The following is a 26,039-nucleotide window of genomic DNA, read 5'->3' as shown; positions in this document are numbered from 1 at the left end:
CTTGCGTATCCGTTAGGCTTACTCGCTTTCCATTTTGCGCATCTGCTCTTCAACAATCACCAGATCCAGACTTTCAAGCTCCTTGAGAACCCGGTCAAAGCGCAGCTTGTGCGGCTCGTGAGGGTAAACGTTGGCCTGGTAACCCGCTTCGCCCAGAGTTTCAAAGAAGTTCTGGAAAAGCCCTGGGGTCAGAAAGCCCATAAAGCGGGTGAAAGGCTTGGCCATCCGGTAAGCATGAATAGTGCCCGCCGGTATCGAGGCAAAGTCGCCCGGCGCCAGGCTCACCTGGGAGTGGTTGACGATCATGTCCAGCGCCCCATCCACGCAGAAGAAATTCTCCGTGTGCAGATTGTGATAGTGCCTGGGAATCATCGGCGTCTGGGGGCCCTGGCTCATCACCACAAAGAACTTTCCGCCGGTATTTTGCTGGGTGGCCAGCAGCGCAAAGTATTCCGGCCCACCGACAAACTTCTGGCCTTCATCGGCCGCCAGGGTATAAGGCACGGTTTCCTCAGGCAGAGAGGCTTGGGTAATGGGCTTGATGGTGTACTCGGGGAAGGCTTCCGCCGCAAAGGCGATATCCCCCGCCTGCTCAGCGGCGCGCATGCGCTCAGGTTGCCAGCGTGTGTCGGCGTTGTTGGGCTGAATGTAGTACGCGGTAGGCTCGCCAAGCGCCTGGAGCACGTGCTGAATGCCGGGGCCCGAGCACCAGACCAGCATCTTGCTGCGGTGGGCGCCAAAGCGGAAGCCATAATCGACGCATTCAGGAATACTCGCGAAGTCACCTTTTTTCATCTGGTAACGCTCGCCGTCCAGCCACAGCTCCGATTCGCCATCGAGCAGATACAACGCGACATGGTGCGCGTTATGCTGGTGTACGGGCTGGCCCGCCCCCTTGCCGCCGGTCACGGTGAACATCTCGAATATATCGCCCGAGTCGGCTGCACGGGAGATCACGTTGACCACCGTTCCCGCTACCAGATAGCGCTCGCCCCCGTCAGCAGGAATATAATAAGGAATCTTTTTACCTGGCAGCTTCGCCTCGGGAACCACCTGCTGGATATGCGCCGTTATAGTGCGCCCCTCTGCCAGAAGCGCCTCGGGCGTTTCCGGGTGAGGAGTCACCTTGTCGTAAAAAGAAGCCGGCAGTTGGGTGTCGGCCTCGAATACCGGCCAGGGTTGATTGGTCGTCATAATCGTATCTCTCAGGGTTTAATTAATCTGCAGGCTGCCCAGCGACTCAAGGAAGTTCAAACGCGCGGCGTTGCTTTCAGCGCCCATTCGCGTTCCTTGCGGCGTAAAATGCAGCAGGGTTTCATCGTCTTGCCCATAGGTCGGCCACGTTGGCTGGTCATCATCGTTTGGCTTGCCGGACTTGGCGAACGCCACCCAGCGTTTGCGCAGTTCGCGGCCCATTGCCTGAGTGTCGGCATCGTCCGCCAGGTTATTGCCGAATACGTAGTTGATATCAGCCGTGTGGATCGCCCCCAGCGTCTCGTTACGTTCACCAGGGGGCACGTAGGTGAATTCATAGCGGTAAGTCGGTTTGCCCCGAGCGGCGTGGGCGCGCGCGACACGCCGCGTTCCCAACGTCACGAACAGGTCGGTCGCGACCTGGGCCGCCTGTGCATAGGTGTCGTGCCCGTCATTTTCTGCCTCCACTCCGCTCGCCTGAGCGTAACCATCGGCATACGCCTGGGCTTGCCGCCATAGCTCAGGCCCCATGATGTCAGGAACCCGCAAGCTAAAGCCCGGTGGAAAGAAGCCAGCTTCATAATCGTTGCTGCCGATGAGCAGTGGCACCGGCGCCACCTCGCCGCGCTCAAAGGCCTGATAGACGCTCTGCTCGATCAGCCGGCCGTCAATAAAGGGCATGGTGTCGGTTTTGCCTTGCGGAAGGGTTGCCAACACCGTCTCCAGCGGCAGCGCCCGCAGCTGTTCGGCGCTGGCCTCGGCCACGCCTGCATTGTCGGCAAAGACGGAAGCAAGTTCGGCCATCTCCGCACGGCTAAGCTCAGGCATGTCGATCGCCCCTGACTGCACGATCGCCTTGTCGAACAGCCCCCTCGCCTGCTTCGCGGCCATGAGATAAAGCACCGATGCACCGCCCGCCGACTCGCCGAACAGGGTAATATTCCCAGGGTCGCCCCCCAGCGTGCCGATATGCTTGCGCACAAACCGCAGCGCCTGAATCTGATCAAGCAAGCCAAAATTGCCTGTCGCTTCATCCTCTTGTTGCAGCGCTGGGTGAGCAAAAAAGCCCAGGCGGCCCAAGCGGTAATTAAGTGTCACCACGACAACGCCTTCCCGCGCCAGCTGTTCGCCGTTATAAAGCTCAAGGCCGGTACCGCCAATTCTGAACCCACCGCCGTGCAGCCAGACCATGACCGGGTAAGGTTGGTCGCTGGCATCTTCAGGTGCCCAGACATTCAGATAGAGACAGTCTTCACTGGTCTTTTCAGGGTCGACATTCTGGTCGGCCATCGCCTCGATGTAGGGCTGGGCACAGCTGGGGCCAAAATGGCCCAGATTGCGAACCGGTTCGCCCATTGGCAAAGGGCGAGGCGCGCGCCAGCGCCATTCGCCGCTGGGTGGCTGGGCGTAGGGAATACCTAAATAACTCACGACGCCGTTTTGAACACTGCCGGTCAGTTCGACATTGTCAGCCGTAAGCGTTGTGGATGCCGACGCCATGTCCACCGCGGACGCAGCCAGTAAAATGGAAATCAGTTTTGCGGGACTCATGGGTCACCTCCGAAAGACCAGCATAACCAATACTTTTTGGATTAAAAAATCAAATTCTTGCTATTAATGATCCAATTTTTAGATGAATATACCTACATGAATCCTAAAACAACCCTGGACCACTGGAACGTCTTCAAAACCGTGATTGAACAGGGCAGCTTTCATAAAGCTGCTGATCACCTGGGACGCAGCCAGTCCACCGTCAGCTACGCCGTCAACAAGCTGCAGGAACAGCTGGGCGCCACGCTGATCGAAATACGCGGGCGGAAAGCGGTGCTGACACCGATCGGTGAGCTGTTGCTGGAAGATGGCAAAGCCATGGTGGAAGGCATGCTGCAGATTGAGGGCCGTGCGCGCGCGCTGGCTAAAGGCCACGAGATACGGGTTCGCCTGTGTATTGAAAACTGCGTGCCGCAGCGCCGACTGTTCGGCATTTTGCAGCGCTTTAAAAAGCACTATCCCAATACACTGCTGGATATCGAGTTTTTAACACCGCCCGCGCTATTGGCCCGGTTTGATGAGCGTCAGGCGGATCTTTACCTGATGAGCCAGCTACCGCCAGGCGGTTTTGGCGACGAACTGTGTCAGATAACGCTTATCTGCGTTGCGACCCCATCACACCCCCTGGCTCAACAGGCGCGACCCATTTCCCGTAAAGATCTGGCGCTTTCCCAGGTTATCAAGTGCGAGAGTGGCATCAAGGAGGGCAAAGCCGAAAGCGTACCCGACAGCTTTACCTCAGCGGTGATCTGGCGCTTCAATCGCTACGACACTGTTATCGAGGCCATCACAGAAGGGCTGGGCTATGGCTGGGTACCCGAGTGCATGATTCAACATGAACTGGATAAAGGAGCGCTTGTGCGGCTTAATCTTGCCGAAGGCGCCCAGCGTAGCCTGCAGATTCAGCTGGTTCACCAGAACCGTCATGGCGCCGGCCCGGCCACCCTGTATCTGGCACAGTTGTTAAAAGCCGCGTGAGACGAAGGTAGCGTTAGCGGCGCAGAGCCTGACTAAAACGCCTTTTCCAGCGCAAAGCGCGGCTGAATGAGGCCGTCTCTGGTCACCGTTTCAGTAAACATCTCAAGCGGGCGCACCCAGAGGCCGTAGTCGCCGTAGAGGGCGCGGTAGACCACCAGTGGCTCTTCGCTTTCGCTGTGTTGGGCGGTGCCAAGTACTTCGTAGAGGCTGCCTTTGTAGTGGCGGTAAATACCGGGAACGGGAGCGGTCATTCGGTTTCCTCTTGAGTGGCGTTTGCGGCAGCAGTCTGGTTGGCTCTCTTGGCGAGGCGTTCCAACACTTTTGAGGCGGCCACGAAGCCAAAGGTGCCGGTCAAGAAGGTCGCTGCGCCAAAGCCGGAGGCGCAGTCCAATCTCGTGGCGTCCCCGCTGCCGGGCTTTTGTAGACACACTTCACCGTCGGCGCCGGGATAGATCAACTGCTCGTCGGAGTAAACGCACTCTACCGAGAAGCGCCGCTTGGGGTTGCGGGAAAAGCCGTAATCCCGGCGCAGCCGCGAGCGTACCTTGGACAGCAGCGGGTCGTGCTCGGTGCGGGTGAGATCCGCCACCTGAATGCGCGTGGGGTCGGTCTGCCCACCCGCCGCGCCGGTCACGGTAATGGGGATTTTGCGCCGCTTGCACCAGGCAATCAGCGCGGCCTTGGCAATCACGCTATCGATGGCATCCACCACATGGTCGGCGTCATCGGGAATCCGCTCGGCCAGGTTGGTGGGTGTGACGAAGGCAGTGTCAGCGACAATTTCAATCTCCGGTGCAATCAAGCGACAGCGATCGGCAAGCACCTCCACCTTGGGCTGGCCAATAGTGCCATCCAGTGCATGGAGCTGGCGATTAATGTTGGAAACGCACACATCATCAAGATCAATCAGCGTCAGCTTGCCAATGCCCGAGCGCGCCAGCGCCTCTACTGTCCAGCTGCCTACTCCGCCAACGCCAACCACTACCACGTGAGCGTGACGAAACGCCTCGGCAGCGCGCTGACCATAAAGGCGACGAATTCCGCCAAAGCGGAAGTCATAGTCTGTAGAAGCTGAGCCACTTGAAGCGGAGTCTGCGGCGACAGTAGATAACTCGTTCGATGACACTATAGAGGACATAGCAGACTCACTCATAGCACTTGAAGGGCTGAAGGCTTGGTGTGGGGTGGCGTGCGCAGACTATCCAGCGGCAGGTGCCCCGCCCAGCCAAGGTGATTAAACAGCGCGATCATGGTGTCATCCAGGGCGCAGCTTAATTGTACCCGCTTGTCGAACATCGGATGGTCAAAGGCCAAATAGGTGGCCGCCAGCAGTAATCGTGGCGCCCCCAGCTGTTCGGCAAAAAAGCGGTTGTGGACACTCTTACCGTGCTTGGCATCGCCAATAATCGGATAGCCCCGCCGTGACAGATGGCGACGAATCTGGTGGCGTCTACCGGTCAACGGCCGCGCTTCGACCAGCGAATAACGCGCCACCGGGTAGCGGTCGACCTGCACCGGTAGCTCGACGCTATCCAGACGGCGAATATCGGTCATCGCGGGCATGGCAGGCATCTCCGCCTTGGGTCGCGTGCCATCCTCTTCCCGCAGGGGGTAGTCCAAACGTTCACTCTCCGGCGCTTTACCGCGCACCACCGCCAGGTAGCGCTTCTCCACCTGACGCTCGCTAAAGGCGTCGCTGAGTAAGCCTGCTACTGCTGAAGAGAGGGCAAACACCATAACGCCGGACGTGGGCCGATCCAGCCGGTGAACAGGATAGACCCGCTTGCCAATCTGGTCGCGTAGGCGCTGGAGCAGGAACTCGGTTTCGCCACGCGCCAACGCAGAGCGGTGCACCAATAGCCCTGACGGCTTGTGCACTGCAACTAAATGCTCATCCTGATAAAGGATATTGAGTGGCGTCATAGCGCTCCCAGGTAAAAGCTGGCGACAAAACAGGTCACTATTGTCGCGGCTGGGCAGCAAGATGTCATCCGCACAATACGCTATTCTCCCCAGCGTTCGCTAAGAAGGTGTGCGATCAGCAGTTGGCATTGCCGGAGTAGGAGAAAGCGGCAATTGCCCAGTAGGAATATGCTCCTTGATAAACGCCAAGAACGCCTGGGTCGCTCGCGGTAAAGTGCGTTTAGCCAGGGTTTGGACTTCGATAAAACGCGAGTCCATGCCCTGGTCGCGGATAGGAATAGCGACCACACGCTGCTGCTGAATGCGGTAACGGACGGAAATCTCACCGGCAAGCGCCACTCCTCCCCCCAGCATGGCGAAATTGATCAGCGATTCGGTGTAATCGCTGCTAAAAATAGATTCAAATGCCAGGTTTTGGCGGCTACAGCAAATATCAAACAGCTGACGCAGCGTTGTCTCTGGTGAAGGTAACGCCAACGGGTAACGCTGTAACTGCGCTAGTGAAATAGACTGCTTAGTGGCTAACTCATGGTGAGTAGCGACCAGCGCCATGATCGGTGCGGGCTGCCTAAGCGCGACATTGATATCGGCTTCTGGCTTGAGGCTGAAGGTTATGCCTATATCTGCTTCCCCCTCTCGCACATGGCGCGTCGCTTCCGCAGGCGGCCCCACCGTCAAATGGAAATGAATACCGCTATAGCGCTCGCGAAAGGCCGCGATTGCTGCAGGTAAGAAGTCCACCGCGAAGCCTTCTGAACTGGCGAGACGCACCTTTCCCCGCTGTAAACCTCGCAATGCCAGCATTTCACTGCCCACCCGATCGGCTTCAAGCTGCATATGTCGAGCATGCACCGCCAGCAGCTCGCCCGCGGCACTGGGCACCATGCCTCTCGCACGCCGCTCAAACAGCAGCGTATCTAATTCGCTCTCCAGCCGTGCAATTTGTCGACTGATCGCCGAGGGCGCCACATTAAGCTTCCCCGAGGCTTCGCTGATGGAGCCACAGCGCACCACTTCTAAAAAATAGCGTAGCGCCGTTTCTTGCAGCACCCGTGGGTTCATCGTATCCCCCTTCGCCATAAGGATTGCCAAAACGGCAATGATAAATTCTAAACATTGCACTGGTGGCATACCTAATCAATAGCTTAGTTTTAATTCAAGGTGGCTCATTGAACAGCACTCTCATTTAACAATAAAAGCCCCGCTGGTACGCCAAACGCTCATAACCTTTCTCTATTAAAAAAACGAGGTATGGCATGCAATCATCTAGAACTCTCTACTGCGCTACGTCCCTTGCTTTACTCAGCATTGCGACACCCGCATTAGCCGGTAAGGCCAACGACACGTTGGTCTATGCGTCTGACAGCGAACCCGAGAACGTTAGCCCCTACCATAACAATCTGCGTGAAGGCGTTATTCTCGCCCATCTGGCCTGGGACACGCTGATCTATCGCAACCCTGAAACCAATGAGTATGAACCCCGTTTGGCGACAGAGTGGGAGTGGGTCGATGACTCGACCTTGGATCTGGTACTTCGTGAAGGCGTCACCTTTCACAACGGCGAAGCGTTCGACGCAGACGACGTCGTTTTCACCTTCAACTATGCGGTATCACCTGAGTCACGGGTGGTAACACGCCAGAATGTGGACTGGATAGAGAGCGTTGAGAAGCTTGATGAGTACCAGGTTCGCATTCATCTGAAGGAGCCTTTCCCCGCTGCCCTTGAGTATCTTTCTGGCCCGATGCCGATTTATCCCGATGAGTATTTCCAGGCAGTGGGTATCGAGGGCTTTAGCCGTGAGCCAGTGGGCACCGGCCCTTATCGGATTACCAATGTCCGCCCTGGTGATGGCGTAAGCCTGACGCGCTTTGATGACTATTTTACCGATAGCCCGATTGGCCGACCGGAGATCGCCAATATTGAGTTCAAGGCGATTGCCGATGCGGATTCTCGTATGGCGCAATTGATGTCGGGGCAAGTGGATTGGATTTGGCGAGTACCGTCGGATCAAGCGGAGTCGTTAGGCGGTATGCCCCAGCTTAGCGTGCTCGGCGGTGAAACCATGCGCGTAGGCTATATCGGCCTGGACTCGGCAACCCGAGAAAATTCGCCGTTGCATGATATTCGCGTACGCCAAGCTATTAACCATGCCATGAACCGGGAAGGCCTCGCGAACGACCTGGTACGTGGCGGCAGTCAACCGCTCTATGCGCCCTGCTTTCCCACTCAGTTCGGCTGTGAAACACAAAACGTCATTGAGTATGAGTATGACCCGGAAAAAGCACGCGAACTGCTCGCTGAAGCAGGTTACGCCGATGGCTTTGATATCGACCTTCATGCCTACCGTGAACGGGATTACGCCGAAGCCATGATTGGCGATCTACGTGCAGTAGGTATCAATGCCAACCTGCGCTTTATGACCTCCCCCGCGTTGCTGGAGCTTCAGCGCAACGGACAAACCGATATGTCGTTCAAAGCCTGGGGCTCTTTCTCTATTAACGATGTCTCGGCCTTCGTCAGCGTCTACTTCACAGGCGGTATTGACGATCTCTGGCAGGATACCCAGGTGCAGGAGTGGCTACAGACCGCCGATACCTCGGTTGATGCTGATGTGCGCTTAGAGCACTACCAAAAAGCGTTCGCCCGCATTTCAGAGCAAGCGTATTGGGCGCCGCTATTCTCCTATTCCACCTACTACGCCCACACCGCTGATCTTGAGTTCACTGCCTACCCCGACGAACTACCGCGCTTTTACGAGGCAAGCTGGAAGTAACGGCGTGACGTTTGAACTATCGGCAGCCGTGGCACTTCCCACGGCTAGCCTTCCATAGCGAGGGGATGCTTTATGTGGGCATTTGTTTTCAAGCGCACGCTAATAGCCCTTAGCGTCGCGCTGACTATTTCGGTTCTCTGCTTTAGTCTGCTGCAGCTCTCGGGTGACCTGGCACTCTCCATTGGCGGCCCCGAAGCCACCGCCGAACAGGTTGAGCAAATTCGCGTTGAATACGGCCTGGATCGCCCGGTGATTCAGCAGTTTACCAGTTGGCTTTGGGGAGCCGTACAGCTCGATTTTGGGCGCTCTTACTACTACCAGAGCGATGTCATGGATCTAGTCGTTGAGCGCCTTCCGGTGACAACGACCCTGGGGATTATGTCGCTGGCCATCGCGCTAGGCGTCTCTATCCCACTAGGCGTAATGGCGGCGCTCAAGCGGGGCAGCTGGTTAGACCGTATGGCGATGGCGATTGCGGTTACCGGCCAGGCGATGCCCAACTTCTGGTTTGGCTTGACGTTGATCATTGTGTTTGCCGTCAAGCTGCAGTGGTTTCCCGCGGCAGGCAGCGATAGCTGGCAAGGCTTTGTGCTCCCCGCCATTGCACTGGGCTACTACGCCACCCCCGCCATGATGCGCCTCACCCGTAGCGGCATGCTCGAAGTGCTAGAGGCAGATTACATCCGCACCGCCCGAGCCAAGGGGCTGCGTACCGGCACGGTGATCTTCAAACACGCCCTACGCAATGCGGTGATTCCCGTGGTCGCGCTGGCCGCTGTGGAGCTGGGCTTTATGCTTGGCGGCTCGGTGGTTATCGAGACCGTCTTTTCGCTACGCGGGCTGGGGCAACTGGCCTGGAACGCTATTTCCCGCAATGACTATCCGGTCGTCCAGGCCATCGTCTTAATCATTGCGCTGTTCTATATCGTGCTGACGCTGCTTGCCGACATTCTCAACGCAGTACTCGACCCACGCCTGCGCGCACGCTAACGGAGAACACCATGGCACAGACCTTTTCCCCACAGGTGGCTTCAGAGCAGCACTCGGTTGCTAATTGGCAGTCGCGCCTGTTTCACAGCACGCTTAATAACCGCAGTTTAGCCATCGGCCTCTTAATCATTGCCTCGTTAGGGATTGTTGCGCTGCTGGCCCCCTGGCTGGCTCCCCATGATCCCTATCTCCAGAACACCGCGAACCGTATGGTGCCGCCTATTTGGCATGAGACCGGAAGCTGGACGCACCCCTTAGGCACCGACCGCCTCGGTCGCGACTACCTGAGCCGACTGATCTATGGCACCCGCATCTCACTCTTTATCGGCATCGTGGTCGCGCTCATTTCCGGCCTGATTGGCACCACCTTGGGGGTCTTGGCGGGCTACTTTGGCGGTCGCGTTGATGCGGTGGTGAGTTACCTGCTCACCACGCGCCTGGCTATGCCGGTGGTGTTAGTGGCCCTGGCCATGGCTTCGTTGATTGGCGGCTCAATGATCACCGTCACCCTACTGTTAGGGCTACTACTCTGGGATCGCTTCGCCGTCGTTGCCCGCTCAGCCACTCAACAGTTGCGCGATGCCGAATATGTCCAAGCCTCCCAGGCACTGGGCTGCCCGCTGCACTACATTCTACTGCGCGAAGTGCTCCCCAATATCGCCGGCGCCCTCATTGTGGTGGCCACCCTGGAAGTCGCCAACGCCATTTTGCTCGAAGCGACGCTGTCGTTTCTGGGGATGGGTGTGCAGCCTCCCTCGCCCTCTTGGGGGCTGATGATCGCTGAAGGTAAAGCCTATATGTTCTTTCAGCCCTGGGTGATTACCATCCCCGGCGCCGCGCTGTTTATTCTGGTGCTGGCGATTAATTTGCTCGGTGATGGACTGCGCGATCTCAGCGCACCGGGAGGCCGCAATGAGTAATCTATTGACCGTTAAGCAGCTGCGGGTCGACTTACCCGTCGCCAAGGGCACCCTTCACGCCGTGCGGGGTATCGACTTTCACGTTGAGCGCGGAGAAATGCTCTGTCTTGTCGGTGAGTCGGGCTGCGGTAAATCCATGACCTCGCTGGCATTAATGGGTCTGCTACCACGCAAAGCTCAGGTTAACGCCGACTGTCTCAATTTTGACGGCGTTGATCTGCTTACGGTTTCGGAGCGCGAGCGGAGCAATTTGCGCGGCGCGCGTATGGCGATGATTTTTCAGGAGCCCATGACCGCGCTCAACCCCGCCTACACCCTAGGCAACCAGCTATGCGAAGCCCTGCGCCGTCACCAGCGGGTATCGCGTAGAGCGGCCCACGACCGTGCGCTCTATTTACTCAAACGGGTAGGCATCAGTGCCGCCGAAGAGCGCATGCGCCAATATCCTCACCAGCTCTCGGGCGGGTTGCGCCAACGGGTGATGATCGCCATGGCGCTGATGTGTGAACCCGATCTGATCATTGCCGATGAACCCACCACCGCATTAGACGTGACGATTCAGGCGCAAATTCTGCATCTACTACGCGACTTACAGCAGGAGTTTGGTACCGCGATTATCTTCATCACTCACGACTTGGGCGTTGTTGCCCGCATTGCCGATCGGGTCGCCGTGATGTATGCCGGCGAAGTGATTGAAACCGCCTCTGCCCAAGCGCTCTTTCACGCCCCGAGCCATCCTTATACCCAGGGGTTACTGCGCTGCATACCAACCCCCGGCAAAACGCTGCCGGGCAGCCGCTTGCAAGCCATCCCAGGGGTGGTACCCAGCCTGATAGATAAGGTCGCGGGCTGCGCCTTCTGTAACCGCTGCGACCAAGCGGATGAGCGTTGTCACTCCACACCACCGTTGCAAACCCTCGCGGAGGGACACCTATCGCGCTGCCACTTTGCCCATCAGCTCGCAAATCCTGCGAATCTAAACGCTCAGGAGGTAACGCTATGAGCAGTGCCGCAAATCCTCGTGACCCGCTTGCCCTGGAACTCTGCGCGCTCGCTAAAACATTCAAACTGGGCGGCGGCATGCTGCATAAAAGCCAAACCTTAAAAGCCGTCAACGATGTCTCGCTGCGCGTTCCCCGCGGCCAGGTCATGGGGCTGGTGGGCGAGTCGGGCTGCGGTAAAAGTACCTTGGCCAAAATGCTGCTGGGGCTGACGAAACCGAGCGGTGGCGACGTGTTGATCAACGGCAAAGCGATTGTTAACGCTAACCAAAAGGCGCTGGCCCGCCATATTCAGCCGATCTTCCAAGACCCTTATTCATCGCTTAACCCCCGCCAGCGGATTGCCCAGATCGTTGGCCTGCCGCTGCGCATCCATGCCATTGGCACTCCCAAGGAGCAGGCCTTAAAGGTCGAGGAGATGCTAGACATGGTCGGACTGCCCAAACGCGCCGCCCAGCAATACCCGGGGCAAATGTCGGGAGGGCAGCGCCAGCGGGTGGCGATTGCCCGGGCGCTGATTATGCGCCCAGACTTGGTGATTTGTGATGAGCCCACCTCAGCGCTGGATGTATCGGTTCAGGCCCAGATCCTCAACCTTCTGCTCGATCTGAAAGATGAATTTGGCCTTACCTACCTGTTTATTAGTCACGATCTCGCCGTGGTGGAACATCTCGCGGATCGGCTCGCGGTGATGTATCTGGGGCGAATTGTGGAAGAGGGCACCCGCGAGCAAATATTTAACGCTCCACGCCACCCTTATACCCAAGCGCTGCTAGCTTCCGCGCTTACCCCAGAACCTGGCTTGGGCGTGCCCGATATCGGCCTTGGGGCGGGCCAACCCGACCCTACGCAGCCACCTTCCGGCTGTGCTTTTCATCCTCGTTGCCCAGTCGCAAAGCCGCAATGTTCACAGCAGTCGCCAGCGCTTAGCGCTATTGCTCAGGGTGCTGCTCAGGCTACTCATCAGGGCAGCCAGGCCCGTGTCGCCTGCCACTTTGCCTAAGCACGCTTAATCAATGCCTAACATTTAAAGGAACGCTTATGTCGCGCCAACACGCCTTAGACAATGCCAAAGCCTATTTTGAGAGTGGCGAGTTTTATACTCAGCTTGCCCCGCGCATCGCCATCCGCAGTGAAAGCCAGGAATCCAATAGGCTGGAGGAACTGCACCGTTACCTGACTGAACAGATTATTCCAGACATTGAGCAGCTCGGTTTTAGCTGGGAAATCGTCGATAATCCTGTGACAGGTTTTGGGCCCTTTCTAATCGCGGAAAGAATTGAGCCACAGGCCGCCTTCAGCGTATTAACCTACGGCCATGGCGATGTGATACGCGGCTACGATGATCAGTGGGCAGACGGGCTGTCGCCCTGGCAGATCACCCAGTGGGGGGATCGCTGGTATGGGCGCGGCACCGCTGATAACAAAGGCCAGCACACCATCAATTTAGCCGCGCTGGGCTGCGTGCTGAAAGCGAGCGGCGGACGCCTGGGCTATAACGTCAAGCTGGTGCTGGAGATGGGCGAGGAAACCGGCTCACCGGGGCTAAAAGAGGTCTGCCACCGCTATCGCGAGCGTTTGGCTGCCGACGTGTTTATTGGCTCTGACGGGCCCCGCCTGAACGCCGAATCGCCAACGCTATTTTTAGGCTCACGGGGCTCGTTCAACTTTGATCTCAAATTGCAGGCCCGAGAAGGTGCCCACCACTCGGGCAACTGGGGTGGGGTATTAAAAAACCCGGCCGTGCGGTTAACCAATGCGATCGCTACGTTGGTAGACGCCGACGGTGTGATCCAGATTGAAGGGTTACGCCCAGAACCGATACCAGACGCCGTGCGCCAAGCGCTTGCCTTACTCAAGGTCGGCGTCGGAGACAATGCACCAACGATTGATACAGACTGGGGTGAGCCAGGGTTATCCCCCGCTGAGCGGCTGTTTGGCTGGAACACCCTAGAAGTGCTCGCCATGAAGGCAGGGAACCCTGATGCCCCCGCCAATGCGATTCCGCCCCACGCCTACGCCCACTGCCAGTTGCGTTATGTAGTGGGCAGCGACCAGGATAACTTTCTAGCCCATTTACGCCACCACCTGGATCAACATGGCTTTAGCGATATCGAAGTCAACGCGGCACGTATGTCGCAGATGGCTGCTACACGCCTTGATCCAGAAGATCCGTGGGTGAGCTGGGCGCTAACCTCGATGCAGTTGTCGACCAATAAAACGCCCACGCTACTGCCTAACTTAGGTGGCTCGTTGCCCAACGATGTATTTGCCGAGATGCTTGGCTTGCCCACACTATGGGTTCCCCACTCTTACCCCTCCTGTTCGCAACACGCCCCCGATGAACACCTGTTAGGTAGTATTGCCTCAGAAGCGCTTATATTGATGGCGGGGCTATTCTGGGATTTGAGTGCTCAAGGTGCGGAGATTCATAAGGAGCGAGCGTCATGCAAGAGCCACTAATACAACAAGCGTGTGATTGGCTAGGGGGGCAGCAGCAGGCGATGATTGACTGCTTGGAGGCCCTGGTTAATATCGACTCCAACAGCGATGACAAAGCGGGTAACGATGCGGTCGCCGACCTGATCACCCAGTGGCTCGAACAGGATGGCATCACGGTAATACGCCACCAGCGTCCTGACTCAGGCGATATTTTAGAGGCTCAACTGGGGGGAGCTGACCAAGGCCATGCGCTAATTATGGGCCATCGGGATACGGTTTTTCCTACCGGTACAGTGGCGAGTCGCGGCTATAGCCAAAAAGACAACATCGGCTTTGGCCCTGGCGTTGCCGATATGAAAAGCGGCCTGGTAATGAACTGCTTTGTGCTACGCGCGTTAAGCCGACTACCCAGCTGCCCACTCCCCGTTCGCGCCCTGTTTACTGCCGATGAGGAGATAGGCTCACCGGATGGACGGGCGTTTATTGAAGCCGCCGCTCAAGGGGCATGTGCTGTCTTGAACGTCGAGCCAGGGCGAGTCAGTGGTAATGTGGTGACAGGGCGAAAAGGCGGCGCCGGTTTTTTGATCGAAGTCACCGGCAAAGCCGCCCACTCTGGCGTTAGCCACGCCGATGGCGCCAGCGCCATCGAAGCACTCGCCCACAAAATCATCAAACTGCATGCCTTGACCGATTACGAGGCAGGTATCACCACCAACGTAGGCACCATCACCGGTGGAGTATCCCGCAACACCGTCGCGCCGTCGGCTTCCGCGCAGTTGGATATTCGTTTTGTTACCACAGCCCAGCGTGACCAGCTTTATCAAGCCATTGAGACGATTATCGCTGAACCCGAAATGACCGGCACCGCTGTAACCATCGAACAAACCTCAGAGTTTTATCCCCTCGAAGCGCGTATGAGCAGCACGCTGTTTGAGCTTTATCAGGCCCAGGCTCAGGCCATTGGATTTGCTGTTGACGGCGAATTTACCGGCGGCTGCTCTGATGCCGGCTGGACGGCCAGCTTGGGCATTCCCACCCTGTGTGGCCTTGGCCCAGTCGGCGCTAAAATGCACACTGATGAGGAGTACTGCTTACTTGATACCCTGGTGCCGCGCACGCAAGCACTGGCTGCTACGCTATTGAATTTACACAATATGTCAGCTGCTTCTGAGCAATAGGTTGGCGAAGTCCTCCTTAGACAGCTACCTTAAATGGGCAACGCTATACACTATTTCCATGGATTCGGGAGAACATCACTATGCGCTATTCAACGTCACTTACCGGTATTGCCGCCTCGCTGCTTCTTGTCAGTGCAGCCGCACAAGCCAACGAAACGCTTGATGTAGAGATGCATAAAGTCAGCGCAGAGGGGGTTGAAGAGTCGATTGGCACCGTATCCCTTGAGCATACGGATCACGGCTTATTGCTAACTCCTTCGTTGACGGATCTTGAGCCCGGCGTTTATGGCTTTCACGTCCACCAGAACGCCAGCTGTGACCCTGCCGAGAACGACAGTGGCGAAATGACCGCTGCTCTCTCGGCGGGCGGCCACTATGATCCCGAGGAAACCGGCACCCACCAAGGCCCCTATGGAGAAGGGCACTTAGGCGATCTACCGGTGCTAACGGTTAATGAAGATGGCGAAGCCAATCTCCCCGTCTTGGCGCCGCGTTTGAGCATGGAAGATATGCCCGGCCGCAGCCTGATGATTCACGAAGGCGGTGACACCTACTCAGATGAGCCACACCTGGGCGGTGGTGGTACTCGCATGGCCTGTGGTGTCGTGGAGTCCTAATAATCAGTGTTCACTTCGAGCAGATCAAACGGGCAGCCTCTGGGCTGCCCGTTTTGTTGCTTACTGCCCACTAAAGTCTAACTGTGATTTTATAGCACTTATCTGTAAATTCAGCGCTGCTAAAGAAGTGCCTGCTTGTGTGCTAATTGGCATGCTCGCCCATCCCCCTTACTGCTCTAGGTACCTTAGATGATCACCTTTATTGTATCGATCCTGCTGCTAATAGCGGGCTACTTTACCTATGGGAAGTTCGTTGAGCGCGTGTTTGTGACTAACCGAAAACGCCAAACGCCCGCCTTCAGCATGCGCGACAACATCGACTACGTGCCGATGAACACCACGCGCAACTCGCTTATTCAACTATTGAACATTGCCGGTGTGGGCCCCATTTTTGGCCCGATACTCGGCGCGCTGTATGGCCCGGTCGCCTTTGTGTGGATTGTGATTGGCTGCATCTTTGCCGGTGCCGTGCACGACTACCTGACCGGCATGATCTCGATTCGTAACCACGGCGCTCACTTGCCGCAGCTAGCGGGCAAGTTTCTCGGCAAAGCGATGAAGCATGTGGTCAATGGCTTCGCGATTCTGCTGCTTCTGCTGGTCGGCACGGTATTCGTGACCTCGCCTGCGGCGCTGCTGGCCAATATGACCTCGCTGTCGCTCACGCTGATCATTGTCGCCATCTTTATTTACTACCTGATCGCCACGCTGCTGCCGATTGATAAGGTGATCGGCCGTATCTATCCCTATTTCGGCGCCCTACTGCTGTTCAGCGCTGCCGGTATCGGTATTGGCCTAGTTATCACGGGCGCGCCGATTCCCGAGCTTTCGTTTCAAAACATGCACCCCGACGCTGCGCCGATTTTCCCGCTACTGTTTTTAACCATCTCCTGTGGTGCGCTTTCCGGCTTCCACGCCACCCAAACACCGATTATTTCGCGCACCACGCAAAACGAAACCAATGGCCGTAAAATCTTCTACGGCATGATGATCACCGAAGGCATCATCGCGATGATCTGGGCAGCTGCAGCCATGAGCCTGTTTTACGGCGACCAGTCGCTCTCCGACGTGCTGGCCGCCGGTGGCCCTGCTGCGGTGGTAAGCGAAGTGTCTACCACCATGCTTGGCGCGATTGGCGGCACCCTGGCGGTACTCGGCGTTATCGTGCTGCCGATCACCTCGGGCGATACCGCTTTCCGTAGCGCGCGGATGATCATCGCCGACTACATCAAGATCGATCAGAAGCCGATGGTAAAGCGCATTATGGTCGCCCTACCGCTGTTTGTGGTCTCCTACGCCTTAACCCATATGGACTTCACACTGCTGTGGCGCTACTTCTCCTGGGCGAACCAAACCACCGCCGTCATCGCGCTGTGGGTAGGCACCATGTACCTGGTGCTGTCGCGTAAGCCTCACTGGATCACCTCGATCCCAGCCACCTTTATGACCATGGCAACGTTTACCTACTTAGCCTACGCGCCGATCGGTTTTGGTCTGCCGCTGCAGTTAAGCTACGTGGTCGCCGCACTAGGTACGCTGATTTGCATCGCGCTGTTCATGAAGCGTGTCCGCCGCTTAAGCCGAGCGACCTTTGCGGTAGACGAGCCAGCCGACAATTTCGGCACGAACGAGACTTACGCTGCCACCGCCGCAAAATAACCCGACATAAACAGGCGGCAGTGTCGCATGACCGCAAAAAAGCGCTGATTTTTCAGCGCTTTTTTTATATCTGTTTATTACGTCTCAATCTGTCGTTTTCCCTGCCACTATATGCCTTATTGATATCCGTATTGCCGCCCAACAATCAAACGTTATATCATAACTATCGTTTATAACTAACCGACCTCGCCAGAGATGTTGTCAATGTACAGTGAACCTGTCTTATCCGTGCGTGGCCTGGGCATTCAAATTGGCCAGCAGCAAATCGTCGATGGGCTCTCGTTTGATGTTATGCCCGGTGAGCGAGTCTGCCTGTTAGGCGCGTCTGGGTCGGGTAAATCGTTCACTGCAAAAGCGGTGCTGGGACTTTTACCACCCAATGCCCAAGTATCAGGTAGCATCCGCATTCAAGGTCAAGAGGCCATGGCAATACCCGCCGCCCGGCGGCTTAAAGAAACTCGTGTGTCGATGGTGTTTCAGGATTCGCTCTCCGCGCTGAACCCGCTTGTCTCTATCGGCTCCCAGTTGCGCGAGCCATTTATCCGCCATCACGGCCTATCGCGCAAAGCTGCCACCCAGGCGGCGGTGGCGCTGTTGGCGTCAATGGATCTTCCTGACCCCCAGCGGTTAATCAAGCGCACTCCAGCGGAGCTTTCCGGTGGACAGCGCCAGCGCGTCTGCATTGCCCTGGCCATGGCGTGTAAAACCGCATTAATGGTGGCCGACGAGCCCACCACGGCGCTGGATGTGGTCACTCAAGCCCAAGTGCTGAGCGCATTACGCGAGCATACCGGCCACTCGGGCACCGCGATGCTGTTTATTACCCACGATCTTCACGCAGCCTCACAGCTCTGCCAGCGAGCAGTAATTATTGAGCGGGGCGTGGTGATTGAAAGCGGCGATTTAGACACCTTGATTACCGCCCCGCAGCACCCCTTTACCCAGGAACTGGTCGCCGCGGCGCATAACGTTCAGCCGTCAGCGCTAAACCGTCGGGCATCCGACGATTTTTTTATATCAAACGATCTTTTAAAGAGCGCCTAGATGCCAAGCCCGTTGCCAACTTATTCACCCACAATTTCACCCACAATGAGTGCGTCAGCACTTAACGAGCGCTCCGCTTTTAATAGCAGTGAAGCGTTTCTCTGCGCACACGGGCTTAACAAAAGCGTATCGCTCCCCCGCGAGGTGTTTTGGCGCGCAGGCGAGCGCAAACGGATTATGCACGACATCGACCTGAGCCTTTATCCAGGCGAGCGGGTAGGGCTCGTGGGCGTCTCCGGTTCGGGCAAAACCACCTTGCTGCGCTCCCTGCTGGCGATTGAAGCGCCCGATAGCGGGTCGATTACCTGCCAGCACAAGCTCGTGCGCCCCGGCTCCACTGCCCAACTACGCTGGTATCGTCGGGCGGTTCAATACATTCCCCAAGACCCTGCCTCGTCGCTCGATCCACGTATGAGCGTGCGCGCTTTGGTCAGTGAGCCGCTGATTCGACTACACGTCGATTGCGACCCTGGCGAGCGAGCGCGCGAAGCTCTGGAACAAGTCGGTCTGGATGCCCCGTTTTTGGATCGCCAGCCCCACGAGCTTTCCGGCGGCCAGGCACAGCGGGTCGCCATTGCCCGCGCCATCGCCACCCGCCCACGCTTTTTGTTGGCCGATGAGCCACTTAGCGGCCTGGATCTACCGGTTCGTGCCCAGGTCATCAAGGTGCTGAAAAACCTCTGCGATGAGAGTGGCACCGGGCTGCTGATGGTGTCCCACGATTTATCGGTGGTCGCCCAACTGTGTCAGCGCACGCTGGTAATGGATGACGGCAACATCGTCGAAGACCGCCCAACCGCGGCGCTATGGCGCAACCCCCGCCACTCGGCAACCTGTGCGTTAATCAACGCCGTCACGCAACTGCCCAGATGTGCACTCCCAAACTGCAATGCCGCGGAGGTTGAAGCGCTGGTGTAAATCCTCCACGTCGTTCTGATCCACCCCTTCTGCTTTATGCAGTGCTTAACCATTTGCACACCGCAAGGCTGTGCCGTTGTTCATTTTGCTAGGTATTACTAGCCGTTTATTCTGAGGAGTTATTACCATGTTACGCCACTCGCTTCGCCTGTCTCTGCCCGTTGCCCTTGCCGCGCCCTTACTCCTTGCCGGTTGCTTTGATGAACAGCGCGACACCACTTCCACCGAATCAGGTGAGCGTATTAGCGTGGCAATGCTACAACCACCGCGCTCTGGCTTAACGCCGCTTTCCGACGATGCCTTTAAGCTATCCCGTTGGAGCACGGCGGAAACGCTGATTCGCCTGGATGCCAGCAGCGATCCCCAGCCGTTTCTGGCCACCGAGTGGGAGCAACTGGATCCGAAAACCTGGCGGTTTGTGATTCGCGATGGCGTTGAGTTTCACGACGGCACGCCACTAACCGCCAGCGATGTGGTGAACTCGCTGACTGCCGCCACCCAGGCCGCACCCAAACCGCGTATTTTAGACGGCGTGAACATGACCATCGAAGCCGATGGCGATAACGCGGTGATCGTGCGCACGGAACAAGATGACCCGCTGATTCCCAACCGCCTTTCAAGCCCGCAGTTAGCGATTCTAGCGGCCAGCGCCTACGGCGAAGATGGCCGGGTTAACCCCATCGAAGCCGGCACCGGCCCCTTCGTGTTAAAAGAGATCAACGGCACCACCAGCGCCCGGCTAGACCGCTTTGATGACTACTGGGGCGAGCCGGCCGCGGTGGCGGGCATTGACGCCGACTATGTGCCCGACGGCACGGCCCGGGCGGCGTCCCTAAGAACCGGCACGGCCGATGTGGTGGAAGCCATTCCGGTCTCCCAGGTAGCGCTGCTCGACCCGGACTTGGTCTTTGAGGTGCCCATGCCACGCACCAATACGCTTTACCTGAACACTGAATCAGGCCCCATGAGCGACCCCGGCCTGCGCGCTGCCGCCCGTGAAGCGGTAAACCGCCCGGCTATCGTCAATACCGTGTACGAAGGCCGCGCCGATATCGCCGAAGGGCTACTCGGCCCCGCACTAGCGTGGGCAAGCGACTATCGCGCTCCGATTGAAGATCGCACCGCGCCCAGCGACCCCACCGGCATTGAGATTACCCTGGCAACCTTTACTGATCGCGCCGAGCTGCCCGAAGTCGCCGTCCTACTCGAACAACAGCTGACCCAGGCAGGCTTTAGCGTTAACCAGGAAGTGCGCGAGTACGCCCATATCGAAGCGGACGCCTTGGCCGGTGAGTTTGATGCTTTTATTCTCTCCCGCGCCACCGTGCTCGACTCCGGCGACCCGGTCGCCTATATGTTCAGTGACTTTGCCTGCGCAGGCTCTTTCAATATCGCCCAGCTATGCGACCCGGCAGTGGATGAAGCACTGGCCACCGCGGCGGTACTGCCCACTGGCGCCGAACGCCGTCAGGCAATCATCGATGCGGAAGCGGCTATTTTGCGCACCGATGCTGCCATTCCCATGCTCCACGAGCGTGTCATTCAGGGTGAATCAGCCCGCGTTACCAACGCCGAGCGTGATCCCCGTGAGCGTATGCTGATCACTGAGAAGACGTCCATTGACGCCGACAGTGACTCCTAGGGGTGAGCCGCGCATGACAACCGCAGCATCGTTGAGCCTATGGCGCAGCTTGCGCATCGAACCCTTTATTCCGCTGCTGTCACGCCTGATAACGTTAGCCAGCGTAGTAGTGCTGGTCGGGCTACTGCCGTGGTTATCCGGCCGGGATCCAGCGCTGAGCATTTTGCGGGCTCGCTCTGCCGAGCAGGAAGCGACACCCGAGGCGCTAGCCGCTATTCGCGCCCAGCTGGGCTTGGATCTTGGCCCCTTCGAGAAGCTGCAAAGCTGGCTGATGGGGCTGCTACAGGGCGATGCAGGCAACTCCTGGATTTCAGGCGCGCCTGTGCTGCCGGGTATGCTAAAAAGCGCCCAGGTATCTCTCACGCTCATGGGGTTCGGCATGCTAGTGGCCGTGATCACCGCTACGTTGATCTGTGTGCCGGTGGTTCGCCGTGGGTTAAATGGCCAGGTCAGCCGTTCATCCGGGGCGATTGGCGCAACGCTCACGGCGTTGCCCGAGTTTCTGCTCGCCTCAATCCTGCTGGTGGTATTTGCCGCCTGGCTAAACTGGTTGCCGCCATACGGTTGGCGAGGTTTCAGCTACGTGGTGCTACCCGCCTTTGCGCTAGGCCTCCCCGCGGGCGGCCTGCTGGGGCGTTTGTTTAGCGACGGTCTTTCGGCCACCTTCACCGAGCGCTGGGTCGCCACCTGGAACGTAGCGGGTTTCTCCCGCAGCCGGATTACCCTGGCAGCCCTGCGCCGCACGCTGCCCAGCCTAATGCCGCAAGTCGGCATGGTAATGGTCGCCCTGACCGGCGGCGCCATTGCCGTCGAGCAGGTGTTTTCGATCCCCGGCCTTGGCCGAGCGACCCTTGGCGCGGCATCGGCCCAGGATATGCCTGCCCTACAAACCGGCATTCTGATCCTGCTGATTATCGCTATTGTATTGGGCAGCTTGGCCAACATCGGCCGCGCAATGCTGTTAGGCCGGGCGTTTCGACTCGGGGCGCTGCCAGTAGCACAACACGAGCAAAGCGTTCAGCGCTGGGCTTGGGTGGTGCCCACCATCGCTATTGTGCTGCTGGTACTGCTAGTTGTGGCAGGGATTGGCCGCGACCCGTTTAGCTCCTCCTTTATGCGTTTACAGCCGCCCAGCCTGGCGTTGCCACTAGGTGCCGACGGCACCGGCCGCGATATCCTGGCCCGGGTCGCTCACGGGGCACTATCCACCATGGGGATGGCCATCTTAGTGGTGTTCTTTTCGCTGGTATTGGGGTTACTGATTGGCTTAGCCCCCAGACTAGCCACCGGCCCGATTGAAATCACCAAGGCTACACCGCCTGCCATTGCAGGGCTTATTGTGGCGGGTTTGATGGGGCCAAGCGCCAGCGGGGCGATCATTGCGGTGACTACCGTGGCCTGGGCGCCGCTGGCGGCCCACACGGCCGCCCTGGTCGCGGAAACAAAAGCCCAGCCCCATGTGCGCATCACACCGATCCTGGGCGTGGGCCATTTCCGCTTAATGAGCCGCTACATTTTGCCCGCCGTGCTTGGCCCGGTGTTTCGTCACGCCATGCTGCGCTTACCAGGGGTTGCATTGGCCCTTGCTGCGCTGGGGTTTCTGGGCCTTGGGCCGCGCCCACCTTCGCCAGAATGGGGGCTAATACTTGCCGAGGGCATGCCCTACATTGAGCGCGCCCCCTGGGCGGTGCTGATCCCGGCGCTAGCGCTGATTTTGCTGTCGGTATTGGCGGTGTCGCTTTCCAGTATGGCGGGCTCGCGCCGACCAACTCGTTAGGTGAACAAAGTTCCCGCCCAACGCTGTTTCTCACCGACCATGCAAAACGGGCAGCCACTGAGCTGCCCGTTGTACCTGAACCGCTACGCCGCTACGCCGCTACTCCAGCGGTATTGACCAGAAGTAGGTCTCTCCACTGCTGTCGTCGACACCATCGTTATCGCTGACCAGCCAAGCATGGCCCTGCTCATTGATCGCCATCCCTTCAATCTTGTCCACCACAAAGCCATTGTAGCTGGCCAGGTCGGGAATCAGATCGCGCACGATGTGCTTCTCGACCACCGGCAGCTCACCACCCGGCGGGGCCAGTTCCAATCCCTCAAGAGCAACCCGGGTCACCTGCTTGACCTGGGCCTCTGCGCCGATGCGGTTGTCGCGCTCAATCAGATAGAGGTCGCCTTGGTACGCGGTAATCTCTGAAAGGCCTACCCAGCCGCTATCAACTCGATCCAGCGGGTAGTGCACAGCGCCCCACTCGCCGCTATCGATATCGTAGCGCAGCAACTTGGCCATGCCTTCGGGGTCATCCTTCCAGGGGCGCTGCACTGCCAGCCAGAGCTGATTATCGAGCCGGGTAACGCCCTCCAAACCCCACTTCAGTGCCTGCTGGGCAAGTACCTCGGGTAGCGCAATACCCTGGTCAATCTCCCCGTCAGCGCCAACATGATAGAGAGTATTGGCAAGCCCTTTGTCATTTCCTTCGGAAGCGACCCAGAAACCACCCTCTCCATCGGTGGTGATGCCTTCCATATCCAGCCCTAGAGCAGGCTCACCATCACGGGTTACATCCAACGCCACGGTAATTCGCGCGGGTGACGTGGAAGGGTCGATGGTAAAAATGCGCGGCTGGGTGCTGTAGAAGCTGTCGTTGACTGCATAGAGCACGCCATCTGCGGCGACCATGCCAGAGAGAGCGCCCCAGCCGATCAGCTCGTCGCTGCCCATCGAGGTGAGCGTTGGGTAGACCGCAGGCGCATTCTGGTGCTGGTAGATCATGACATGGGAGCGCGGGCCGCCCTCTTCGCCCAGATCGGTCTCATTGGCGGTAGCCAGCAAGCCGCGGCTGGGAATTGCCACCGCGCTTTCCGGTGAAAGCCCCGAGGGGAGTAGTTGGCTGAGCTGCGGTTCAGCAGGGTTGCTGACATCGTAAACACCCACCAGCGAACTTCGCTCGGCGAGCAGGAATACGTAGGGCGTGCCGTCAAAAACAGCAAACTCCATCCCCTCTGGTTCACTGCCCTTGGCATCCGAACGCTTATCGGGGTAGTGGCCCACCTCAATCACCGCATGCTCGAAATCCGCCCCGGACTCATACACTAAGCGGCCGCTTTTATGGAAGATACTCCAGCCCCGGGAGCCGCCATCCATATCGCCCTCATTGGCAATGGCAAAGTGATCGCTGTCAATCCACTGCAGCGCATCCGGCTCGCGCAAGCGCTGAGTCTGCTGCTGATTAAAGATCAGCGCACCGTCGTCGCTGGCATCAATCCCGTCCAGATCCACCGCCCCGGCGCTGAAGTGCGACACCACTTTGCCAGCATAGTCGATCACCGCCAGGTAGTTATTCTCTTGCAAGGTGACTGCAACCTCACCTAAGGCATTGATATCGACAAACTCCGGCTCGGGATCCTCGGGAGCGATCTCGGCAAGCCCCGCCACGTCGGCGTAAAGCAGGCTGTTGCAGTTAACTTCCCCTGCATCGTTGATCTCCACCAGGGCAACAGAGCCGCCAGGCATCTGCGGCACTCGACCGTCGCCAGCATCCTCATCGCGCTCGTTCTCAATGGCGACGGCGACGAAACGCCCCTCTGGCGCTGCTGCGGCAGCCACACTGTCGGGCTGACCGTTCAAGGGACAGGAGGCGAGTATTTCACCGCTATCGATATCGATGGTGAGCAGTTGCCCGGAAGGCTCGCGGTAAGAGACCGAGGTATTCACCCCGGCATAGACGATGTTGTCGAGCACCGTTACCGCCGTGGGCTCGCCGCCGACATCAATACTGCCCAGCGGCTGCGGATTAGCGGGGTCGCTAATATCAATTCGTCCGATCACGCCCAGCGGGCTGTCCGAGTAAACCAGCGTCATACCGTCGCCTGAGGCAGCGATAATTTCCGCCGAGGTTTCGCGACTACGATCTTCGCCCTCCGCCATGTTACTGGGGATAGCGAAGCTGGCGATGCGGTTGAAGTGCTTATCCGCCGCGCTGACCGAATGCGAAGCGGCCAGCGTAATAGCGAGCGCCAACAGTGAGGGTGTACGTGTGAATGTCATGATGAAGGTTGAGTCCTTGCCTGAGACGAAGAAACATCTGGTTAAGTCATTAAACTTGCAGCATCAACTGGACTATCAAACAGCATGACCGTGTCAGGCTTATGACATTCGAACGCAGGTCTTTACAGGAAGTGGTGGTAGAGCGGGGAAGCCGAAAGCATCTTGATGATTGGGATGTCTTAGAATAAACAAAGCCAGTCAGTGAGTACTGACTGGCTACTTTATAGCTAGTTTGGGTTGCTAGCTTTTGCTAGACGAGCAACAACCAGTGACTTACTCGTCGCCTGCCATCTGCATTTGGCGCTGCATGTAATTCTGGATGCCCACCTTGTCGATCAAACCCAGCTCGGTTTCGATGTGATCGATGTGATCTTCTTCGTCAGCAAGCAGGTCACGCAGCATATCGCGGGTAACGTAGTCTTTAACGCTCTCGCAATAGGTGATCGCTTCAATGTAGTCGTTGCGACCATCGTGCTCGATTTTCAGATCGCTTTCGAGCATCTCTTTAACATTTTCACCGATGTGCAGCTTACCCAGGTCTTGCAGATTGGGGATGCCTTCCAGGAATAGGATGCGCTCGATGATCTTGTCAGCGTGCTGCATCTCTTCGATGGACTCATCGTATTCCCACTTGGCGAGGGCTTTCAGGCCCCAATCTTTGTACATTTTGGCGTGCAAAAAATACTGATTGATCGCAACCAATTCGTTGCCGAGCGCCTTATTGAGATGCTCAATAACTTTCGTATCACCTTTCATAACGTCACCTTTTCTACTGTAATGCTGATGTTTAATCTAGTTTAGACAATACGATCAAGCAGTTACGTTTGGAGAAGAGTATAGACGCAAATAGCTATACCCCCAGCGTTTCTGGGAGTATAGATAAGATAATGAAAAGTTCAAGCAAATCAGTTATTTGCTAAAGATAACCCTAACAATAGTGATTCGCGTCACACGGCGTAAGCGAGTCCCATATTGGCTTCCTGGCGCGCTTCCTGAACGGCATCGCGGGTAATCGTTTTAGCGTAGCACGCGCACTTACCACACTGCGTTGCGCAGCCGGTTGCCTCGCGTACTTCTCGCCAGCTGCGTGCACCGTCGTTAACGTGCTGGCGAATTTGATGGTCGGTTACTCCCTTGCACACGCAAACGTACATGGCGAC

General features: G+C 57.6%; 23 protein-coding genes. 14 read left to right on the top strand and 9 right to left on the bottom strand.

Annotated features, from left to right (window positions below):
- Positions 1–18: 18 nt before the first annotated feature.
- On the bottom strand, positions 19–1,194 hold the full coding sequence (locus QT231_RS06715) for a quercetin 2,3-dioxygenase (protein WP_308336140.1): 1,176 nt from the start codon (positions 1,192–1,194) through the stop codon (positions 19–21).
- An 18-nt stretch (positions 1,195–1,212) separates the two neighbouring features.
- Complete coding sequence (locus tag QT231_RS06710) at positions 1,213–2,745, bottom strand: carboxylesterase family protein (protein WP_308336139.1); 1,533 nt, start codon at positions 2,743–2,745, stop codon at positions 1,213–1,215.
- A 96-nt stretch (positions 2,746–2,841) separates the two neighbouring features.
- Between QT231_RS06710 and QT231_RS06705 the strand changes: the two genes are divergently transcribed.
- Positions 2,842–3,723, top strand: a complete 882-nt coding sequence (locus tag QT231_RS06705) for a LysR family transcriptional regulator (RefSeq protein ID WP_308336138.1) — start codon at positions 2,842–2,844, stop codon at positions 3,721–3,723.
- Positions 3,724–3,755: 32 nt separating this feature from the next.
- On the opposite strand, the gene QT231_RS06700 is transcribed toward QT231_RS06705, so the two are convergent.
- The 4 genes from QT231_RS06700 to QT231_RS06685 form a co-directional block, all read right to left on the bottom strand.
- On the bottom strand, positions 3,756–3,974 hold the full coding sequence (locus tag QT231_RS06700; RefSeq protein ID WP_308336137.1) for a DUF1653 domain-containing protein: 219 nt from the start codon (positions 3,972–3,974) through the stop codon (positions 3,756–3,758).
- A complete protein-coding gene (gene tcdA / locus QT231_RS06695) occupies positions 3,971–4,861 on the bottom strand; it encodes a tRNA cyclic N6-threonylcarbamoyladenosine(37) synthase TcdA (RefSeq protein WP_308336136.1) in 891 nt (296 codons plus the stop codon). Before tcdA ends, QT231_RS06700 begins: the two co-directional genes overlap by 4 nt.
- Positions 4,862–4,872: 11 nt before the next feature.
- Positions 4,873–5,646 (bottom strand): pseudouridine synthase, encoded by a 774-nt coding sequence (locus tag QT231_RS06690; protein WP_308336135.1) that lies wholly within the window; start codon positions 5,644–5,646, stop codon positions 4,873–4,875.
- A 99-nt stretch (positions 5,647–5,745) separates the two neighbouring features.
- Positions 5,746–6,708, bottom strand: a complete 963-nt coding sequence (locus QT231_RS06685) for a LysR family transcriptional regulator (RefSeq protein ID WP_308336134.1) — start codon at positions 6,706–6,708, stop codon at positions 5,746–5,748.
- Positions 6,709–6,902: 194 nt separating this feature from the next.
- Here QT231_RS06685 and QT231_RS06680 point away from each other — a divergent pair, with 194 nt between their 5' ends.
- The 13 genes from QT231_RS06680 to QT231_RS06620 all read left to right on the top strand — a co-directional run bounded on the left by QT231_RS06680 (position 6,903) and on the right by QT231_RS06620 (position 22,608).
- Positions 6,903–8,420 (top strand): ABC transporter substrate-binding protein, encoded by a 1,518-nt coding sequence (locus QT231_RS06680; protein ID WP_308336133.1) that lies wholly within the window; start codon positions 6,903–6,905, stop codon positions 8,418–8,420.
- 72 nt (positions 8,421–8,492) lie between these two features.
- Positions 8,493–9,410 carry an ABC transporter permease gene (locus tag QT231_RS06675; RefSeq protein WP_308336132.1) on the top strand — a complete coding sequence of 306 codons (918 nt, stop codon included), beginning with the start codon at positions 8,493–8,495 and terminating at the stop codon, positions 9,408–9,410.
- An 11-nt stretch (positions 9,411–9,421) separates the two neighbouring features.
- Positions 9,422–10,330 carry an ABC transporter permease gene (locus tag QT231_RS06670; RefSeq protein ID WP_308336131.1) on the top strand — a complete coding sequence of 303 codons (909 nt, stop codon included), beginning with the start codon at positions 9,422–9,424 and terminating at the stop codon, positions 10,328–10,330.
- Positions 10,323–11,333 carry an ABC transporter ATP-binding protein gene (locus tag QT231_RS06665; protein ID WP_308336130.1) on the top strand — a complete coding sequence of 337 codons (1,011 nt, stop codon included), beginning with the start codon at positions 10,323–10,325 and terminating at the stop codon, positions 11,331–11,333. Before QT231_RS06670 ends, QT231_RS06665 begins: the two co-directional genes overlap by 8 nt.
- Complete coding sequence (locus QT231_RS06660) at positions 11,330–12,334, top strand: oligopeptide/dipeptide ABC transporter ATP-binding protein (RefSeq protein ID WP_308336129.1); 1,005 nt, start codon at positions 11,330–11,332, stop codon at positions 12,332–12,334. The genes QT231_RS06665 and QT231_RS06660 overlap by 4 nt, the downstream gene beginning before the upstream one ends.
- Before the next feature lie 38 nt (positions 12,335–12,372).
- Positions 12,373–13,794: a M20 family metallopeptidase gene (locus tag QT231_RS06655; RefSeq protein WP_308336128.1), complete on the top strand. Its 1,422-nt coding sequence runs from the start codon at positions 12,373–12,375 to the stop codon at positions 13,792–13,794.
- On the top strand, positions 13,779–14,951 hold the full coding sequence (locus QT231_RS06650) for a M20 family metallopeptidase (RefSeq protein WP_308336127.1): 1,173 nt from the start codon (positions 13,779–13,781) through the stop codon (positions 14,949–14,951). Before QT231_RS06655 ends, QT231_RS06650 begins: the two co-directional genes overlap by 16 nt.
- Positions 14,952–15,031: 80 nt before the next feature.
- Positions 15,032–15,568, top strand: a complete 537-nt coding sequence (gene sodC / locus QT231_RS06645) for a superoxide dismutase [Cu-Zn] SodC (protein WP_308336126.1) — start codon at positions 15,032–15,034, stop codon at positions 15,566–15,568.
- Positions 15,569–15,757: 189 nt separating this feature from the next.
- Positions 15,758–17,227 carry a carbon starvation protein A gene (locus QT231_RS06640; protein WP_308336125.1) on the top strand — a complete coding sequence of 490 codons (1,470 nt, stop codon included), beginning with the start codon at positions 15,758–15,760 and terminating at the stop codon, positions 17,225–17,227.
- A gap of 204 nt (positions 17,228–17,431) precedes the next feature.
- Positions 17,432–18,271, top strand: a complete 840-nt coding sequence (locus tag QT231_RS06635; protein WP_308336124.1) for an ABC transporter ATP-binding protein — start codon at positions 17,432–17,434, stop codon at positions 18,269–18,271.
- A complete protein-coding gene (locus tag QT231_RS06630; RefSeq protein ID WP_308336123.1) occupies positions 18,272–19,189 on the top strand; it encodes a dipeptide/oligopeptide/nickel ABC transporter ATP-binding protein in 918 nt (305 codons plus the stop codon). It abuts the gene before it with no gap.
- Positions 19,190–19,316: 127 nt separating this feature from the next.
- Positions 19,317–20,831, top strand: a complete 1,515-nt coding sequence (locus QT231_RS06625) for an ABC transporter substrate-binding protein (RefSeq protein WP_308336122.1) — start codon at positions 19,317–19,319, stop codon at positions 20,829–20,831.
- Positions 20,832–20,844: 13 nt separating this feature from the next.
- A complete protein-coding gene (locus QT231_RS06620; protein WP_308336121.1) occupies positions 20,845–22,608 on the top strand; it encodes an ABC transporter permease subunit in 1,764 nt (587 codons plus the stop codon).
- 99 nt (positions 22,609–22,707) lie between these two features.
- Here the strand turns inward: QT231_RS06620 and QT231_RS06615 are convergent, their stop codons facing one another.
- The 3 genes from QT231_RS06615 to QT231_RS06605 form a co-directional block, all read right to left on the bottom strand.
- Positions 22,708–24,879, bottom strand: a complete 2,172-nt coding sequence (locus QT231_RS06615) for an esterase-like activity of phytase family protein (RefSeq protein ID WP_308336120.1) — start codon at positions 24,877–24,879, stop codon at positions 22,708–22,710.
- A gap of 273 nt (positions 24,880–25,152) precedes the next feature.
- The gene (gene bfr, locus QT231_RS06610; RefSeq protein ID WP_009288515.1) at positions 25,153–25,635 is read right to left on the bottom strand and encodes a bacterioferritin; all 483 of its coding nucleotides are present in this window, start codon (positions 25,633–25,635) and stop codon (positions 25,153–25,155) included.
- Between the two features lie 191 nt (positions 25,636–25,826).
- Entirely contained in the window at positions 25,827–26,033 is a 207-nt protein-coding gene (locus tag QT231_RS06605; protein WP_040479399.1) for a (2Fe-2S)-binding protein, read from the bottom strand.
- Positions 26,034–26,039: the final 6 nt, after the last annotated feature.

The organism is Halomonas sp. SpR1 (assembly GCF_031010175.1).
GTDB lineage: Bacteria > Pseudomonadota > Gammaproteobacteria > Pseudomonadales > Halomonadaceae > Vreelandella.
This window is presented reverse-complemented; position numbering and strand designations above follow the sequence as displayed.